Raw genomic sequence first — 17191 nt, 5'->3', positions numbered from 1 at the left:
AATGTTCGGGAAACATCTATTCGCATTTCTTTTCTTCGCTATTGCTCTTCGCACTCACGCTCAAAGTGACCTAAAAGCCACTTACCTGCGTTGTGAGTATAAAATCAATCCCGTTACAGATGTAGCGAATCCGCGCCTGAGTTGGGAATTAACCTCTGCGGTCAACAGCCAATACCAAACCGGGTATCAAATTTTGGCGGCAACTTCTCTGGCGTTGTTGGAGGAAGGAAAAGCAGATCTATGGGACAGCAAAAAAGTACCGGGTGATGCCACCTCTCAAATTGAATACGCGGGAAAACCGCTCGAATCCCGACAAACGTGTTATTGGAAAGTCCGCAGTTGGGATAAAAAAAATATTCCCGGATCTTGGAGTGAAGCCGCTTCTTGGGAAATGGGTCTGTTACAAAAAACGGACTGGAAAGCTCAATTCATCGGGCTCAATTTAAATCAGTTAGGAAAAGGAAAAGAATACCACTTGCCGCCCGCTCCTTTTCTCCGTAAAGAGATCGAAATCAAATCTCCCGTTAAAAAAGCCCGTCTGTACGTAACTGCCTTAGGGTTGTACGAATTCCAGATCAACGGCCGAAAAATCGGAAAAGATTACCTGACTCCCGGTTGGACTGATTACAACAAACGCCTTTATTATCAAACCTTTGACGTAAGCAAAGAATTTAGACCCGGCAAAAATGCCTTGGGTTCCATCATATCGTACGGCTGGTATGCCGGGTATTTGGGGTATGCGTTATTGGTCAGAAATCCCGTCGTGAAAAACTTTTACGGGGATGTACCTGCCCTGAAAGCACAATTGGAAATTGAATATGCCAACGGCCAAAAAGAAATAATTGCGACCGACAATACCTGGAAAGCCAATTACGGCCCCATTGTAGAATCGGATATTTTAAACGGAGAAGTTTACGACGCCAACAAAGAACTGATCGGCTGGAATCAACCCAATTTCAATGATGCGACTTGGAAAAAAATCATTACTGTTTCGGATAAAACCGAACGCCAACTTCAAGCTTATCCCGGTGACCCGGTACGGGAAGTCGCCAGATTAACACCCAAGAGCAGCAAGCAAATGAGTGCTAACGCCTATTTGGTCGATATGGGACAAAACTTTGCGGGAACGATCAAGGTTCGTTTCAAAGCCGCTAAAGGCGATTCCATTCTTTTTCGATTCGGGGAAATGCTCTATCCTGACGGCAAACTCATGACTGAAAACCTGCGCAAAGCGCGGGGAACGGATCTGTACATTGCCAAAGGCGACCCCAACGGAGAAATCTACGAACCGCGCTTTACCTACCACGGCTTTCAGTACGTACAAATCGAAGGCTTAAAATACGCAATCGGTATACAGGATATTTTGGGTATTGTGTTGTCGTCGGCTACGCCTAAAGCGGGGACGTTTGAAACGGACAATGCTTTTGTCAATCAACTGTATCATAATATTATCTGGACCCAACAATCTAATTATCTGGAAGTTCCGACCGACTGTCCGCAGCGTGACGAGCGTTTGGGTTGGACGGGTGATGCTCAGGCTTATGTCAAAAGTGCGACACTTAACAACGACATTGCGGCTTTTGGCACCAAATGGGTGGTTGATCTGAACGATGCTCAACTCGCCAATGGCGCTTATCCGGTCTACGCTCCTGCTCCATCGGTGCGCGTTACAGATACGTACTCACCGGGCTGGATGGAAGCGGGGATCATCTATCCTTACCAGATTTTCAGATCATATGGCGATAAAAGAATCATCCAGACGCATTGGCCGGAAATGAAGAAATTCATGCAGTTTTTGGAAACAAAAAGCAAAGGCGAGTATGTGTTCAAAGAAACCGCGTTTGCCGAAATTGACCCCAAAGGCGGCTTCGGTGATTGGCTCAGTGTAGGCAAAAAAACGCCGCCTGATCTATTGGCAACGATGTATTATGCGTATTCCGCCCATTTGATGCAGGAAATGGCCGCCGCCATTGGCGATGAAAAAGAAGCGCAGCATTTCAAAGAAATCTTCACCAAAGTCAAAGCGGCATTGTTAAAACATTACACCAACGCCGAAGGCAAATTCATCTGCAACGCCGCAGCCTACGGCGACGGAAGAGGATACGTTGACGGCAATATGGGATTTGAAGGCCACACGCAAACCGCCTACGCCAATGCCATTTTTATGAACCTTTTGGACAGCACTCACACGTTGAAAGCCGCCAAATGGCTGAATGAGTTGGTGGTAAAAAACGGCAATAAATTGACAACCGGTTTTTTGGGCGTTCGTCCTATGCTGCCGGCGCTTTCGGCCACGGGCAACAGCGAAACGGCTTATAAGTTATTGTTCCAGAAAGAATATCCATCATGGGGTTTTGAGATCGCTAACGGCGCCAATACGATTTGGGAACGTTGGAACAGTTTTACGCGCGAAGGCGGTTTCCCTGCGGGAATGAATTCCTTCAACCATTACGCCTTCGGTTCGATTTGTGAGTGGATGTTTGAAAATATGGCAGGCATTAAAGAGACCTCACCCGGTTTCAAAACATTTGTCATTCAACCCGAGCTTTTGACGGCCAATATCAACTCGCTGAAAGCAATGCACCGATCCATCAATGGCACCATTGTTTCGGCTTGGCAAAAAAAGGGAGATATCATTACCATGACCATCGAGGTGCCCGTCAATACGACGGCAACTATTTGTCTGCCGCCAACCCCAACAAACAACATTACCTTCAATGGAAAAGCCCTCGTTGCAGCTACTGTCAAGCCTAAATGGATAGATCGTCGTGAACGAAATACGGTTACAGTAGGCTCGGGGAAATATGTTCTCACATATAAAAAATCAGCTTTGTCAGGATTTTAAACGCTATAAATGCTCGTCAGGATTTGAGAATCCTGACGCACTCTGTAAGCGATTTGCAATCGCGGTTACAATCGCCTCTTTCAACCATCAGTATATGCGTCAGGATTTGAGAATCCTGACGCACGCTTTATCGCCCCTTTCAACCATCAACTATGAAAATATTTTTTATATCACTAATTGGCCTTTTAGTCACAAACCTTTGTTTCGCCCAACGTCCTGCCCAACCGCCTGTGTCACAGGAGCGTTATACACCTAAAAAATTAGGGTATAAATTGTTTTGGGAAGATAATTTTAAAGGCAACCAATTGGATCCGAACAAATGGGCGGTGCGAGGGGTAGGGCCGCGTGCCTTGGGATATGTATCGCCGGAGGCAGTGGAAGTGAAAGATGGTTTTCTAAAATTGCACGCATTGCAAAAAGGTGACAGTACATTAATTGGTGCAGTAGGCACGCAGGGGTTGTTAATGACAAAATACGGCTATTTCGAATGTCGGGCGCAACTCCAAAAATCACCGGGTGTATGGGCGGCGTTCTGGATTCAATCACCGGATATTTCCAAAGGCGAAGACCCGGCTATTTACGGAGCTGAAATAGATATCTTTGAGTTTTTCAAAAAACTCGGCCTCGACATTGTTTCACATAATGTGCATTGGGCTTACGGCCCTAACCAAAAAACTACCCGAGGGATGCAAAGCTATTTGAAAGGTGTCAGTGAAGGTTTCCATACCTTTGCACTGGAATGGACGCCCGAAAAATACACTTTTTTTATTGACGGCTATAAATTCTACGAAGTCACGATGGGTATTTCCAACATTGAAGAATACCTCATCTTGAGCATGGAGCTTCCTTCCGAGAAAAAAGATCTCAAGAATACCGTGTACCCTGATGTTTTTATTGTAGATTATGTAAAGGTTTATAAGAAGAAAAAACCTTAATCTCGTCAGGATTTGAGAATCCTGACGCACCCTGAAGGCGATTTGCAATCGCCGGTTACACAAGCACCTTCGTTCAACCAAAGGTGCTTTTTTTGTATATTCTATTGAAATAATTCTATTCTTAATAAAAACTATGGATTATTTAAAGAATCTTTAAAATCATTTAGGGATTTTTCAGACCTAGTTGACTATACAAGTATCACCATGATTTTGAAATGAAACACCGGAATCTGACAGATGAACAATTGGTTGACTTCCTGAAAAGTGACGACAAAGCCGCTTTTGAAGAAATCTACAACCGTTATTGGTACAAATTATTGGGAGTAGCCTATCACGAAACAGGAACGCGCGAAGAAGCCGAAGAACTGGTACAGGACCTGTTTGAACGTGTTTGGCATAGACGTCAGGAAAGCATGATTCGACATTTGAGTTCTTATTTGGTGGTTTCCATCAAGCATTTAGCTACCAATTACGTAAAGTCACAAATTACGCAGCGAAAGTTTCAGGAGTATTTGATATTCAATGAGATCAAACAGTCTTACGCCACTGATGAAAGTGTTCAATTTGCTGATCTGTCGAAAGCCGTGGACGAAGCGATGAAGAAGTTGCCCGAAAAAAGTGTCGAGATATTCAAGATGAGTCGGTTTGAAAATCAATCGGTTAAGGCCATAGCACAACAGTTGAATCTGTCGGAAAAAGCGGTTGAATATCACATCACCAAATCGCTCAAGGTCTTGAAAGAACAGTTAAAAGCCTACCATTCTGACAATTAATATCCACCCGGTTCTTCATAACAAACACACAAATGAATCAATACGAATTCAATCAGTTACTGGAAAAATACCTGGCGGGTGATTGCAGTCCGGAAGAAGAGAAATTTATTCAGGAATGGCAGGATAAAACACTTAAAAACAACACGTTGGCTTTGAGTGAATCTGAGCAATCCAACGCAAAAAAACGGCTTTGGCAACGCATAACAGCTTCCGCATTTGCCGAAAAAACCTTACCTTTTTATCAAAACAGGTGGTTTCACCGGTCAGTGGCTGCTTCTTTCCTGATTGTTTTAGGATGCGCTTGGCTCCTTTTCCGCCAGCCGGTATTGAACGAAAATGCCATTACTCAAACGTTCCAAACACCACACGGAATTGAGGTCAAGAATACCGCAACCAATCCGCGTCAGATCAAACTGGAAGATGGCAGCGTAGTTATCCTGAAAGCCAACAGCAGCGTGACTTACCCGGAGCATTTCGGCAAACAAAGCCGGAGTGTATTTTTGAAAGGTGAAGCTTTTTTCAACGTAAAACGAGACCCAACCAAGCCCTTCGTTGTTCATGCCGGTGAGCTGGTAACGGAGGTTTTAGGCACAAGTTTTACCGTCAAATCCTACGAAGATGCTCAATCCATTGAAGTGTTGGTAGCCACCGGACGGGTTTCGGTGTATGAAAATTCAACCAAGCAAACACAGCAACGTAACGGCCTGATCCTGACTCCAAATCAGAAGATTATTTTCGATAAAACTTCTCGAAAATTAACGCCCGGTATTGTTGAAAAACCTGTATTGATTCAGCCTCCGACGCATCCTGCCATTTTTATCTTTGACGAAACTCCTTTACCAAATGTGCTTGAAAAACTGGAGGCTGCTTATGGCCTCCAGATCATTGTTGAAAATCAAATTTTGAATCAGTGCGTTTTTACCGCCGACCTAAATGAACTTCCCTTGCATACGCAACTTGATCTGATCTGTAAATCGGTCAATGCTACCTATGAGCAACGAGGCACGAGCATTTTTATCAACGGTGAGGGGTGTAAGTAAACACCAAACCTTATAGGTTTAATCGAATAATAAGTATCAAAAAAGCCGACAATGTTGCGAGCATTATCGGCTTCGAGTGACCCGCAGCCGAATTGGCGTTCGGTTGGCCTTAATTCATGCACGCATGAAACGTGGTCTTGCGGGGGAGTTTTTGCCCTTTTAAACCAAAAACATGTTAAAATTATGCAAAAAAATGTACGAACCAAAGCGTTCTTACTCAAAGCGATGAGAATGACGGTTACCCAATTCATGCTGCTGGCTGTCTTTTGCGGATTGGCCGGCGCCCGCAACACGAAAGCCCAGGAAGTGCTTAATACAACCATTTCGCTCAACATCGAATCGGTCGAGATCAAGCGGGTTTTTAATACCCTTGAAAAGCAGGCAAATATAAAATTTGTCTATAGCCCCAATGCCATCAAATCCAACCAAAAGGTGTCGTTGGCAATGACCAACAAGCTCTCTGAAGTATTAAAAGAATTGCTCACTCCCCTCAATATTTCCTACGAAGTGGTAGGAACGCGCATTCTGTTACGAAAAAAACTACCCGAAAAATCAACCTCTTTGGAAGATATACCGACACTTGTTCCACACCTCAGTATGCCTCAGGAGCAAACAGTCAAAGGAAAAGTAACCGACGCCGATAATGGCGAAGTGCTGGCCGGCGTGAGTATTTTGGTAAAAGGAACGCAAAAAGGAACCACCACCAACCCGGATGGCGAGTTTTCAATCGCCGTACCCGACGACAACGCTGTGCTTGTTTTCAGTTTTGTAGGTTACGAGCCACAGGAAATTGCCGTTGGAAACCGTACGCAAATGAACGTCGCGCTTAAAATAGATACCAAAGCGTTGAGCGAAGTCATTGTGGTAGGTTATGGGATCGTCAAAAAACGTGACTTAACGGGCTCTGTTGTTTCGATTGGTTCAACGGAACTTAAAGAACAGCCCATCAGCTCGTTCAATCAGGCATTGCAGGGGCGGGTATCGGGAGTTCAGGTAACTAACTCCTCCAATGCGCCCGGCGGCGGAATCACGATCCGGGTGCGGGGAGGGAATTCTATTTCTGCCAGTAATGACCCCTTGTATGTGATCGACGGTTTTCCCATTACCAACCCTACTCCCGCAACAGGAGCGAGCAATTCAGCTTCTTTTCCCAATCCACTCGCATCAATCAATCCCAATGATATTGAGTCAATTGAAGTGTTGAAAGATGCTTCGGCTACGGCAATTTATGGATCTCGGGGAGCTAATGGTGTGGTATTGGTAACGACCAAACGAGGGAAGGAAGGGCAATCAAACGTTGACTTTGAAGCGTATTATGGGTTGCAGGAAATTACAAAAATGCTCGACATGGCTACGGCCGAAGAACATACTGCTGCCAAAAATGAACAGCTTCGCAACCTGAATTTTGCCGAACGCTACGGTGTCGCTACGGGGGCGTATCCCAAAAAACCTTCCGAATACGGGGTGGGCACCAATTGGCAAAAAGAAATATACCGAACTGCCCCTATGCAAAATTATCAGTTGTCGTTTTCGGGAGGGACGGAAAAATTACGTTATGTACTGAGTGGCAACTACTTCAACCAAGACGGTATTGTCATTACGTCTAATTTCAAGCGTTATACAGCACGCTTCAACCTGGATGCGAAAATCAGCAACCGCCTCAAAGTAGGCACTAATTTTACCGTTACCCGCAGTTACAACAACAGCGTAAATGAAGTAGGCTCCAATGGTGTTGTTGGTTTGGCGGTGCGAGTGTCGCCGGCCAGTCCGGTGTATGATGCCAACGGCAATTATCAGCTTTTGAACGTAGGTTCCGGTTCCGGATTTAACTCCAACGCGAATCCCGTGGCAGTAGCCAGAACCACGACCAACCTACTCGTCAGTGACCGTGTTTTGGGTAATATTTTCGGAGATATAAAGATCATAGATGGATTGAGTGCGCGCATCAGCGTAGGTGCCGACATTTTCAATACGCGCCGAAATATCTTTTATACACCACAAACGCTTCTCGCCAATACTGTCAACGGCTACGGTAGCAACGGCACCTCAAACAACATTAACTTACTGAATGAAAACATCTTAACTTATACAAAAAGCCTGCAAAATCACGCTTTTGATGTCGTAGCGGGGGTTACCTTCCAGAGCAATCAGGAAGACAGAACGTATTCCGAAGCGCAGGATTTTCCTAATTATACCTTGGGTGCCAACAATATTGGATTGGCCAATAAACCACAGCCTTCCAGAGGAGCAGTTCAGAAATGGGGACTTAATTCCTATTTAGGACGAGTTAACTACCGCCTTAAAGACCGCTATTTACTGACACTGACAGGTCGGATCGATGGCTCTTCCCGTTTTGGCGTGAACAACAAATACGGATTTTTCCCTTCCGGCGCATTGGCATGGCGGGTTTCGGACGAAGCATTTCTGAAAAACAGCAAAACCGTCAGTGATCTGAAACTGCGCGTCAGCTACGGAATCACGGGCAACGACGGCATCGGTCTGTACAATTCGCTTTCTCAATATACTACCTCGCGCACCGTTTTCGGCGATCAGGAAGTCTTGACCACCCAAGCCGGTCTTATTGCCAATCCCGACCTGCGTTGGGAAAAAACAGCCCAATTTGACGTTGGCGTTGACTTGGGTTTGCTTCGTAACCGACTGCTACTCACGGCTGACTATTATATCAAAACAACGACCGATTTGTTGTTGGGAGTAGAACTTCCCGCAACAACGGGTTTCACCACTGTAACCCGCAACGTAGGAAGTCTTGAAAACAGAGGCTTTGAATTGGGAATAAGTTCGGTAAACCTGGACAGGGCATTTAAGTGGAAAACCAACGGAAATATTTCATTAAACCGAAATAAAGTCATTAAACTCAACGATGCCGACCAGTTTTTCACGGGAAGTTCAGTCGTAAGAGTGGGTGAATCCGTGGGTTCTTTTTACGGAAACGTTTCTGACGGTATTTGGCAAACGGCCGACGAGATCAAGGCTGCCGGCGCGTTGGCCCGTTCGGGCGACTTGCCCGGTGCGATTCGCTACAAAGACCTGAACGGCGACGGCATTTTTAACGAAGCTACCGACCGCCAAATTCTCGGAAGCAGCTTGCCCAAATTCATCTTTGGTCTCACCAACAACTTCTCTTACAAGGGTTTTGACCTGTCTATTTTCCTTCAGGGTATTCGGGGAAATAAAATATTAAACGCCACCCGCAAATCCATGGAGCAATCTGACCCAAGCGATAACCTGCTGCGCACGGTCATCGAAGGCGCCTGGCGAGCTGATAAACCTTCCAACACGCTCCCGTCCATTCGGCAATGGCGCAACACCGGTACGGAATCATTTTACATCGAAGACGGCTCTTTTTTACGGGTAAAAAATGTATCGCTCGGCTATCAATTACCGCTGAAAACAACATTTATCAAACGTGCCCGCGTGTATGTAAGCGGCCAAAATCTGCTGACTTTTACCAACTACCGAGGCTACGATCCGGAAGTGAATTCAGACTTTAACAGTAATATCCAGTATGGGGTTGATAATTATGCCTACCCTGCGGCTCGTACGCTTACGTTCGGTGCTTCTCTTTCTTTCTGATTAACCCCATCTAAATCTTCCCCTGTTAGGGAAGACTTTATTCGGAGCATTTGCTAATGTTTAGGATAATTCTAAATGCTTAATAGACTTCAAAACAATGAAAATAAGAACTATAATTCCGCTGATATTCTGCCTGTTGTTCTCAATCGCCTGCGAAAAAAACCTCGAAGAGGTACCCTTGAGTTTTTTTGAGGAAAGTAATTCATTTGTCTCCGCAGCCGATGCTACTTCGGCCATCAACGGCGTGTACGACCGCCTGAAAGGAGTGTACGGCATGACCATGATCAACCTTGCCGATCTCAACGGCGACGAGTGCGAAGTGCGGGAAGAGAACGGCGCCGGCAATGAGATACACAAAAACTTTTTCAACAGCGGCACCGGCATTTTCAATGATTTTTACACCAACAGCTATATTCTGATCGACCGCGCCAATCGGGTGATCGGTAACGTCCCGAAAATCGTGATGGACACCAAATTGCGCGATCAAATCATCGGGGAAGCTAAATTCATAAGAGCGTTGGCTTATTTCAATTTGGTCAGAGCTTTTGGTGATGTGCCGTTGGTTACGTCGGTTTCCAACGATGTGATCAATGTTCAAATTCCGCGCGACCCTGCCGAAAAAGTGTATCAACAGATCATTTTGGATTTACAGGAAGCCGAAAAAGTGTTGCCTGCCAAGTTTACCGCCGCCACCGAAATCGGCCGGGCCACGGTGGGTGCTGCCAAATCCATTTTGGCAAAAGTATACCTGACGCGCAAGGACTGGACCAATGCCGCCGCCAAAGCCAAAGAAGTGATCGACTCCAAAACGTACAGCTTGGTAGCCGATTTTCGGGACGTATTTGTGCCCGAAAAAGAAAACGGCCCCGAGCATATTTTTTCGATTCAATACAGTTGTGTATTACCCAAATACGGTAGCCCAATGGCCGAACTGTTCGCCATTTATTTTAGCTATCCGATCAATTTGACGGGCGGCACCTACCAAGTAGTGCCGGCGCACGCCAATTCCTACCTTGCCGGCGATTATCGTAAAGAAATAACGGTCATTACGGAAAAGAAAATTGCGAACGGTACAGTGGTGGCTTCCCGTACAGGCCCGCACACTGACAAATATTGGGACCCGTTGGCCTGTGGTGCTCAAGCCGCCCGTAACAACTTTTTGGTGATTCGTTATGCCGATGTCTTATTAATGTATGCCGAAGCACTCAATGAAATCGGCGGCCCTACCGCCGATGCGTATGCTGCCATCAATCAGGTAAGAGCGCGGGCCAGAAAAGGCGTGGCTACGGCCGGGCCACAGGATTTGAAAGACGTAACGCAGGCCCAGTTCAGAGATGCTGTGTTACAGGAACGCAGTTGGGAATTGTGCATTGAAGGACACCGCCGCTGGGATTTGTTACGTACCGGCAAATACATCGACAACTTGAAAAAAATAGGTATTGTCGCTGAAGCCAAGCATTTGTTGTATCCTATTCCTATTCAGGAAAGAGATGTGAATCCTGCACTGACCCAAAATCCGGGGTATTAAGTACCCCTATCCCCGGCCCTTTCCCCTGTAAGGGAAAGGGGAACTTTAGAAGTCCCTCCCTTACAGGGAGGGATTTAGGGTGGGGTGCAATTCAGAAAATCAATTCAAAGATATTTAACACCTTAATCAAAAGGTCAGTTGCAATTTGCCTGTTGCCGATCTTTTCCAACATCCCTTTCTATGATCAAATCCATCTTTTCGCTTCTCTTAATCATTCTTTCAATCGGCTCATTTGCCCAAACCAACTACGATGTTGTGGTGTATGGCGGCACGCCCGGGGGCGTGATCGCAGCCGTAGCCGCTGCACGTGAAGGAGCAAACGTTTTGCTTATCGAACAAACCAAACACGTAGGAGGGCTCAATACCAGCGGGATCGGTACGGCTGAGTCCGAACACATGATCGAAGAAACCATTTCAAGTTTGCCGTTGGAATTTTACAGTCGGATGAGTAGGTTTTACGGTAAAAGCAAAACCGAGTTCTATTTTGAATCGCACGTAGCGGAGAAAACCTTTCTCGACCTGCTGAGCGAAGCGAAAGTTAAAGTGGTTTACGAAGCTTTTGTGACTAAAGTAAACAAAAAAGGCACTGCTATTCAATCCATTGTACTCACCAACGGCCAAACCGTGGCCGGTAACGTATTTTTGGATACTTCCTACGAAGGCGATCTGATGGCCCGAGCAGGCGTGTCGTATACCTATGGGCGCGAAAGTAAAGAACAATACAACGAATCGTTGGCCGGAATCCGTTTCATTGACGAGCCGATCGAAGCTTCTCCTTATGACGATTCAGGAAAATTGTTGCCCGGATTTACGGAACGAAGTGAATTTACCGAAGGCCAAGCCGACAAACGCGTAATGAACTACAATTTTCGGGTAATGATGTCATCGAATCCCGACCACGTGGCTTTTCCCAAACCGGACAAGTACGAGCCTAAGCGCTTTGTGCTTCTTTCAAGATTGTTGAAGAACAAGCCCGAAACCAAGTTTCGAGACATCATTGATATGTATTCGTGGACCTATCCAAAAGGCAAATACGAGACCAACAACAAGCAAAAATCGGTTATTTCTTTGGGGCATTTTGGGGGAAACGTAGAATACCCCGACGCGGATTACAAAAAACGGCAGACTATTTATGACGACCACAAAAACTGGACACTGGGCTTGCTTTACTTTTTAGCCAATGATCCCGCTGTTCCAAAAGCGCTTCATGATGAAGTAAATCTATACGGACTCACAGCCGACGAATTTAAGGACAACGGTAATTTTCCGTATTACCTCTATGTTCGGGAAGCCCGCCGCATGAAAGGCAGTCTGGTTCAAACGCAGAAAGACATTCTGGAAGAGCGCACCAAGCCCGATGCCATTTGTTTGGGGTCGCATTGGATTGACAGTCATCACGTTCAGCGCGTGGCGGTTTCAAAAACACAATTTGTTAACGAAGGTCGAATCTGGGAACCTATCTCCAAACCGTACGAATTTTCGTACCGCGCCATCACGCCCAAACAGGAAGAATGTTCCAATTTGTTGGTGCCTGTTTGTTTGTCGGTTTCGCACGTGGCCTTTTGCTCAGCACGGGTTGAGTGTACATGGATGCAATTGGGCAATAGCGCCGGCATTGCGGCAGCGATGGCGAGTAAACAAAAAATAGCGGTACAAAATGTAAAAGCTGACCTTTTACAGCAAAAACTGGCCGAAAAAGGCGTCATTTTCAGTATCACCCATCAAGCTTGGAACGGAGAAAAAGACATCAAAAAATAACAATTTTCAGTCCATCATTATGACTATATTACTTCGTTTTTCAATTCTGTTCAGCATTTTTATACTGCCTCTCACCGGTTTTCATTCGCTAATATTGTCGGATAAAAACCAAGCCCAAGCATACGATGTGGTCATTTATGGAGCGACGGCCGGAGGCATTACGGCAGCAATCCAAGTGGCAAAAATGGGCAAAACAGTGGCACTCATTGAGCCTTCCAAACACATCGGCGGCATGAGTGTTGAAGGGTTGGGCGGCACCGATATTGACAATCACAAAGAGTTTCAAAACACCGCCGCCGTGGGAGGATCATCGCTGGAATTTTATCGTCGTATAGCGAAAGCCTACGGACATGAGGCGGCTTTTGAACAGATGCTTTCCAAAAAAGAGAAAAATCCGGACCTCTGGGATTTTGAGTCGAAAGTGGCAGAAAAAGTATTCAATGATTGGGTCAAAGAGTATAAGATCAACGTATTTCTCAATCATCGTTTGTCTGAAAATAAAAAAGCTGTTCAGAAAAACGGAACCAATATTGTCCAAATTCAAATGGAAAATGGAAACATTTTTCGAGGAAAAGTCTTTATTGACGCCACCATTGAAGGTGACCTGCTGGCAAAAGCGGGGGTAAGCACAACGGTAGGACGTGAAGCCAACAGTAAATACAACGAAACCCTGAACGGTATTCGGGCCGTCACCGACCATGCCCAATTTAAGGTCAAAGTCAATCCGTACCGCAATCCTGACGATCCCAAAAGCGGCCTTATTCCTATGATTCAGGACGAACCGCTCGGCACGCCCGGCGCAGGCGACAAACGATTACAGGCGTTTTGTTTTCGAATGTGTTTGACCAAAAACCCAACGAATCAACTTCCTTTCACCAAGCCCGACGGTTATGACCGTACTCAATACGAAATTTACCTGCGCTACCTGAAAGCCGGCGGCAAACTTTATCGGCCCGATGTCAGTATTCCCAATGGTAAAACGGATTTGGGTGCCTGGCACGACCTTTCGCATAATCTCTACGGCATGAACATGGAGTATCCCGAAGGAAGTTATGCCGTACGCGAACGCATTCTGAAACAACACCGAACCTTTACGCAAGGGCTTTTTTACTTTTTAGCTCACGATGCAGAAGTAGCAAAACTGGCGCCTGAACTGCAAAAAGAATGGGCGTTGTGGGGATTAGCCAAAGACGAATTTACCGATAACGGTGGCTGGCCCCGACAGTTTTACGTGCGAGACGCCCGCCGCATGGTTTCGGATTATGTCATTACCGAACATCACGTCAAAAAAGTAAACCCTATTCCTATCGAAGACCCTGTTGGTATGGCCTATTGGCCTACAGACGTACACAGCGTGCGGCGAATTGTTAAAGACGGCTACGCCTACAATGAAGGTTCTGTATTTGAAGGCGATTATTGGCGACCGTTACCGATTTCTTACCAAGCGTTGGTGCCCAAAGCTTCTGAATGCACCAATTTGTTCACGCCAACTTGCCCGTCTTCCAGTCATATTGCCTACGGAGCGATCCGCTTGGAATGGACTTTCATGATCTTAGGGCAATCAACGGGTGCCGCTGCTGTACTGGCTATTGACAAAAACAGTTCTGTCCAAAAAGTTGATTATCAATCGTTAAAGCAAATCCTTTTAAAAGAGAAACAGGTTTTGGCGCTTTAAATAGTCGAGTCAAAATTTTCAGGTTTTACAAGACAGCATTGCTCTAACGGACGACCATTTCGCCGGTCGGGTTGTGAGGACCGCTCTCCACACAGATAACAGAATCAACGTGCAGAGGGTTGCTCACAACCCGACCGTTAATGAGGAAAGACTTTCTTTTAAACTGCCTCTATTCATTTAAACTGTTTACGTCCCGAAAAAGCATTAAGTCATGCATTTCAGAAATTCCGGTAACTTTGTCACTTCCTCAATGTTTGTTTTCATCACGTTGAGAATGTATAAAGTTATCCCAAAATGACCAAAGAGAAACCTCCGCTCCTGCTGAAAGTCACCGAAACTGCCGAATTGATGGCGTTTTTGATCGCACAGCTGCCCCATAAAAATCGCAACAATATCAAAACATTACTGCGCGATCGGCATATTGTGGTGGAAGGGCGCGTACAAACGCAGTATAATTATTCATTGCAGCCCAATCAACGCGTCGAAATTCACTGGACCAAAGGCGCCAAAGAAACATCCTATAAAGGGTTGACGATTTTGTTTGAAGATGCGCATTTGATCGTCATTGAAAAACAGGAAGGATTGCTTTCCATTGCCGCCAACAATCACGAAACCCAAACGGCGTATAATACGCTCAGTGCGCACGTCAAGAAAAAACATCCTGCCAACAAAATATTCATCGTGCATCGCCTCGACCGCGAAACGTCGGGTGTAATGGTGTTTGCCAAAAGTGAGCGAGTAAAGAATCTATTGCAGGAATCGTGGGAACCTACTACGAAAGAGCGTATTTACATCGCCGTTACAGAAAATCCGTTTAAAGAGCCTAAAGGCACCGTCACTTCTTATTTACACGAAAGCAAAGCCCTCATTGTCTACTCAAGTCAAAACCCACAGCAGGGGCAAATAGCCATCACGCACTATGAAGTATTGAAGCAAAATGCCGATTTTTCGTTATTGAAAGTAGAACTGGAAACGGGACGTAAAAATCAGATCCGGGTGCATATGCAGGACTTGGGACATTCTATTGTCGGCGATAAAAAATACGGTGCCGTCACCAATCCCATCGGCCGTTTGGGGCTGCACGCGTGGGTTTTAGCCTTTGTTCATCCAATAACCAATGAAAAACTTCGTTTTGAAACTACCATTCCAAAAAAGTTTTTGGAGCTGTTTTCCTAAAAATTAACGTAATTTACTCACCCTTAAACAACTACCGACATGGCAAAAGATAAGCCCGGCAAGGAAAAGAAAAAAGAGCCGGAAAAAACCACAAAAGAGAAAAAAGCCGACAAAAAGGCTAAGAAAGAAGGAAAAAGCAAAAGCACTCTTTAACTGCAACAAAACATCCCCGGCAAAATATGTCGGGATGTTTTGTTTATGCCCCTTTCACACGCTATCAATTCCTGTTAAGCCGTCAAGTAAAAATTTTCAGGCAGTTAAATAAAGTCTTCCCTAAATGGGGAGGATTTAGGTGGGGTTAATTAACTTTGTTACAGTCTCTTAAACTCCTTAACATCATGGCTGAAAACAAAACCCAACCTACCAACCAAAGCGTTGATGCTTTTATTGACAACATCGACCACGAACAACGGCGTGACGACAGCCGTGTTCTCATTAAAATGATGCAACACGCTACCCAAAGCGCCCCAAAAATGTGGGGAGAAAACATCATCGGTTTCGGCGACACTCACTACAAATACGCTACCGGCCGCGAAGGTGATTGGTTTTTAGTAGGCTTTTCGCCTCGAAAACAAAGTTTTTCGCTTTATCTGACGTGCGGCATCAATAATTTGGAAGAAGAACTGAAACGTCTGGGCAAATACAAAACAAGCGTTGCCTGTCTGTATATCAATAAATTATCGGACGTCGATCTTTCGGTGTTGGAAGAAATGATCCAAAAATCAGTTGAGATGGGACCACGGGTGCTTGCGTAGAAAGATAGAAGTGTATGGAAGAATGGCTGCAAAAGTGTTTTACCTTTGCATATTAAGTTATTTTTCCATTCAACTTACCGAATCTCCGTGTCATCCAAAACTTTTTTCTGTATTGATGCCCATACTTGCGGCAATCCCGTACGGGTAGTAGCCGGCGGCGGCCCCGTTCTTGAAGGCCGCAACATGAGCGAAAAACGTCAGCATTTTCTGCGCGAATACGACTGGATTCGCAAAGGGCTAATGTTTGAACCACGCGGTCACGACATGATGTCGGGCAGTATTCTATACCCGCCCCACGATCCCGCAAACGACGTGGCAGTGCTGTTTATCGAAACCAGCGGCTGTCTGCCCATGTGCGGTCACGGCACCATCGGCACCATTACCATTGCCATCGAACACGGCCTTATTCAGCCCAAAACGCCGGGCATCGTACGCATGGAAGCCCCGGCGGGTTTGGTGTTGATCAGTTATGTGCAGGAAGGCAATAAGGTAAAATCCGTAAAGCTCGTCAATGTTCCTTCCTATCTCGCAGCCGAAGGCATCGAAGCCGAATGCCCCGACCTTGGCACGCTCAAAATGGACGTGGCCTACGGAGGTAATTTCTACGCTATCGTGGATGTACAGGAAAATTTCCCCGGGCTGGAGCATTTTAAAGCCGAACAACTCATCGGTTGGGCGCGGACGCTTCGCCAACGCATCAACGAAAAATATACGTTCGTTCACCCCAACGACCCTACCATCAACGGCCTCAGCCACATCGAATGGACGGGCGCGGTGATCGACCCAACCTCTTCTGCGCGCAATGCGGTCTTTTACGGCGACAAAGCCATTGATCGCTCCCCCTGTGGTACGGGCACCTCAGCGCGCATGGCGCAGTGGGCGGCCAAAGGCAAACTGAAAAAGGGCGACCGCTTCGTCCACGAAAGCATCATCGGCAGCAAATTCATCGGCACGGTCGAAGATTATGCCAAAGTAGGTGACTACGACGCCATCGTTCCGGGCGTTGAAGGTTGGGCCAAAGTCTACGGTCTCAACACCATCACCATTGACCCCGACGACGATCCGTATGCGTATGGGTTTCAGGTGATATAGATAAAAAACATTTTATAGGA

11 protein-coding genes are annotated in these 17191 nt (G+C 45.9%); all 11 read left to right on the top strand.

Going from position 1 to position 17191, the window contains the following annotated elements:
- Position 1: 1 nt before the first annotated feature.
- The 11 genes from ACQY73_RS24155 (at position 2) to ACQY73_RS24105 (ending at position 17171) form a co-directional block, all read left to right on the top strand.
- Positions 2 to 2845: a family 78 glycoside hydrolase catalytic domain gene (locus ACQY73_RS24155; protein ID WP_428655904.1), complete on the top strand. Its 2844-nt coding sequence runs from the start codon at positions 2 to 4 to the stop codon at positions 2843 to 2845.
- 152 nt (positions 2846 to 2997) lie between these two features.
- Positions 2998 to 3780 (top strand): glycoside hydrolase family 16 protein, encoded by a 783-nt coding sequence (locus ACQY73_RS24150; protein ID WP_428655902.1) that lies wholly within the window; start codon positions 2998 to 3000, stop codon positions 3778 to 3780.
- 215 nt (positions 3781 to 3995) lie between these two features.
- The gene (locus tag ACQY73_RS24145) at positions 3996 to 4553 is read left to right on the top strand and encodes an RNA polymerase sigma factor (protein ID WP_428655900.1); all 558 of its coding nucleotides are present in this window, start codon (positions 3996 to 3998) and stop codon (positions 4551 to 4553) included.
- Positions 4554 to 4585: 32 nt separating this feature from the next.
- Complete coding sequence (locus tag ACQY73_RS24140) at positions 4586 to 5593, top strand: FecR family protein (protein ID WP_428655899.1); 1008 nt, start codon at positions 4586 to 4588, stop codon at positions 5591 to 5593.
- A 183-nt stretch (positions 5594 to 5776) separates the two neighbouring features.
- Positions 5777 to 9187 (top strand): TonB-dependent receptor, encoded by a 3411-nt coding sequence (locus ACQY73_RS24135; RefSeq protein ID WP_428655897.1) that lies wholly within the window; start codon positions 5777 to 5779, stop codon positions 9185 to 9187.
- Positions 9188 to 9284: 97 nt separating this feature from the next.
- Positions 9285 to 10715 carry a RagB/SusD family nutrient uptake outer membrane protein gene (locus ACQY73_RS24130; RefSeq protein ID WP_428655895.1) on the top strand — a complete coding sequence of 477 codons (1431 nt, stop codon included), beginning with the start codon at positions 9285 to 9287 and terminating at the stop codon, positions 10713 to 10715.
- Between the two features lie 180 nt (positions 10716 to 10895).
- Entirely contained in the window at positions 10896 to 12473 is a 1578-nt protein-coding gene (locus tag ACQY73_RS24125) for an FAD-dependent oxidoreductase (protein ID WP_428655893.1), read from the top strand.
- A gap of 19 nt (positions 12474 to 12492) precedes the next feature.
- The gene (locus ACQY73_RS24120) at positions 12493 to 14148 is read left to right on the top strand and encodes an FAD-dependent oxidoreductase (protein WP_428655891.1); all 1656 of its coding nucleotides are present in this window, start codon (positions 12493 to 12495) and stop codon (positions 14146 to 14148) included.
- A gap of 294 nt (positions 14149 to 14442) precedes the next feature.
- Entirely contained in the window at positions 14443 to 15324 is an 882-nt protein-coding gene (locus ACQY73_RS24115) for an RluA family pseudouridine synthase (protein WP_428655889.1), read from the top strand.
- A gap of 338 nt (positions 15325 to 15662) precedes the next feature.
- Complete coding sequence (locus ACQY73_RS24110) at positions 15663 to 16079, top strand: DUF1801 domain-containing protein (RefSeq protein WP_428655887.1); 417 nt, start codon at positions 15663 to 15665, stop codon at positions 16077 to 16079.
- Between the two features lie 87 nt (positions 16080 to 16166).
- Positions 16167 to 17171, top strand: a complete 1005-nt coding sequence (locus ACQY73_RS24105) for a 4-hydroxyproline epimerase (protein WP_428655885.1) — start codon at positions 16167 to 16169, stop codon at positions 17169 to 17171.
- Positions 17172 to 17191: the final 20 nt, after the last annotated feature.

The organism is Runella sp. (assembly GCF_965279615.1).
Lineage (GTDB): Bacteria > Bacteroidota > Bacteroidia > Cytophagales > Spirosomataceae > Runella.
The sequence above is the reverse complement of the archived record's forward strand: the minus strand, read 5'-3'. Positions and strand labels throughout refer to the sequence as shown.

What these genes read in the sequence shown, in the direction of transcription:
- ACQY73_RS24155 (WP_428655904.1), top strand. Translation starts at nt 2, where the DNA reads ATGTTCGGGAAACATCTATTCGCATTTCTTTTCTTCGCTATTGCTCTT.
- ACQY73_RS24150 (WP_428655902.1), top strand. Translation starts at nt 2,998, where the DNA reads ATGAAAATATTTTTTATATCACTAATTGGCCTTTTAGTCACAAACCTT.
- ACQY73_RS24145 (WP_428655900.1), top strand. Translation starts at nt 3,996, where the DNA reads ATGAAACACCGGAATCTGACAGATGAACAATTGGTTGACTTCCTGAAA.
- ACQY73_RS24140 (WP_428655899.1), top strand. Translation starts at nt 4,586, where the DNA reads ATGAATCAATACGAATTCAATCAGTTACTGGAAAAATACCTGGCGGGT.
- ACQY73_RS24135 (WP_428655897.1), top strand. Translation starts at nt 5,777, where the DNA reads ATGCAAAAAAATGTACGAACCAAAGCGTTCTTACTCAAAGCGATGAGA.
- ACQY73_RS24130 (WP_428655895.1), top strand. Translation starts at nt 9,285, where the DNA reads ATGAAAATAAGAACTATAATTCCGCTGATATTCTGCCTGTTGTTCTCA.
- ACQY73_RS24125 (WP_428655893.1), top strand. Translation starts at nt 10,896, where the DNA reads ATGATCAAATCCATCTTTTCGCTTCTCTTAATCATTCTTTCAATCGGC.
- ACQY73_RS24120 (WP_428655891.1), top strand. Translation starts at nt 12,493, where the DNA reads ATGACTATATTACTTCGTTTTTCAATTCTGTTCAGCATTTTTATACTG.
- ACQY73_RS24115 (WP_428655889.1), top strand. Translation starts at nt 14,443, where the DNA reads ATGACCAAAGAGAAACCTCCGCTCCTGCTGAAAGTCACCGAAACTGCC.
- ACQY73_RS24110 (WP_428655887.1), top strand. Translation starts at nt 15,663, where the DNA reads ATGGCTGAAAACAAAACCCAACCTACCAACCAAAGCGTTGATGCTTTT.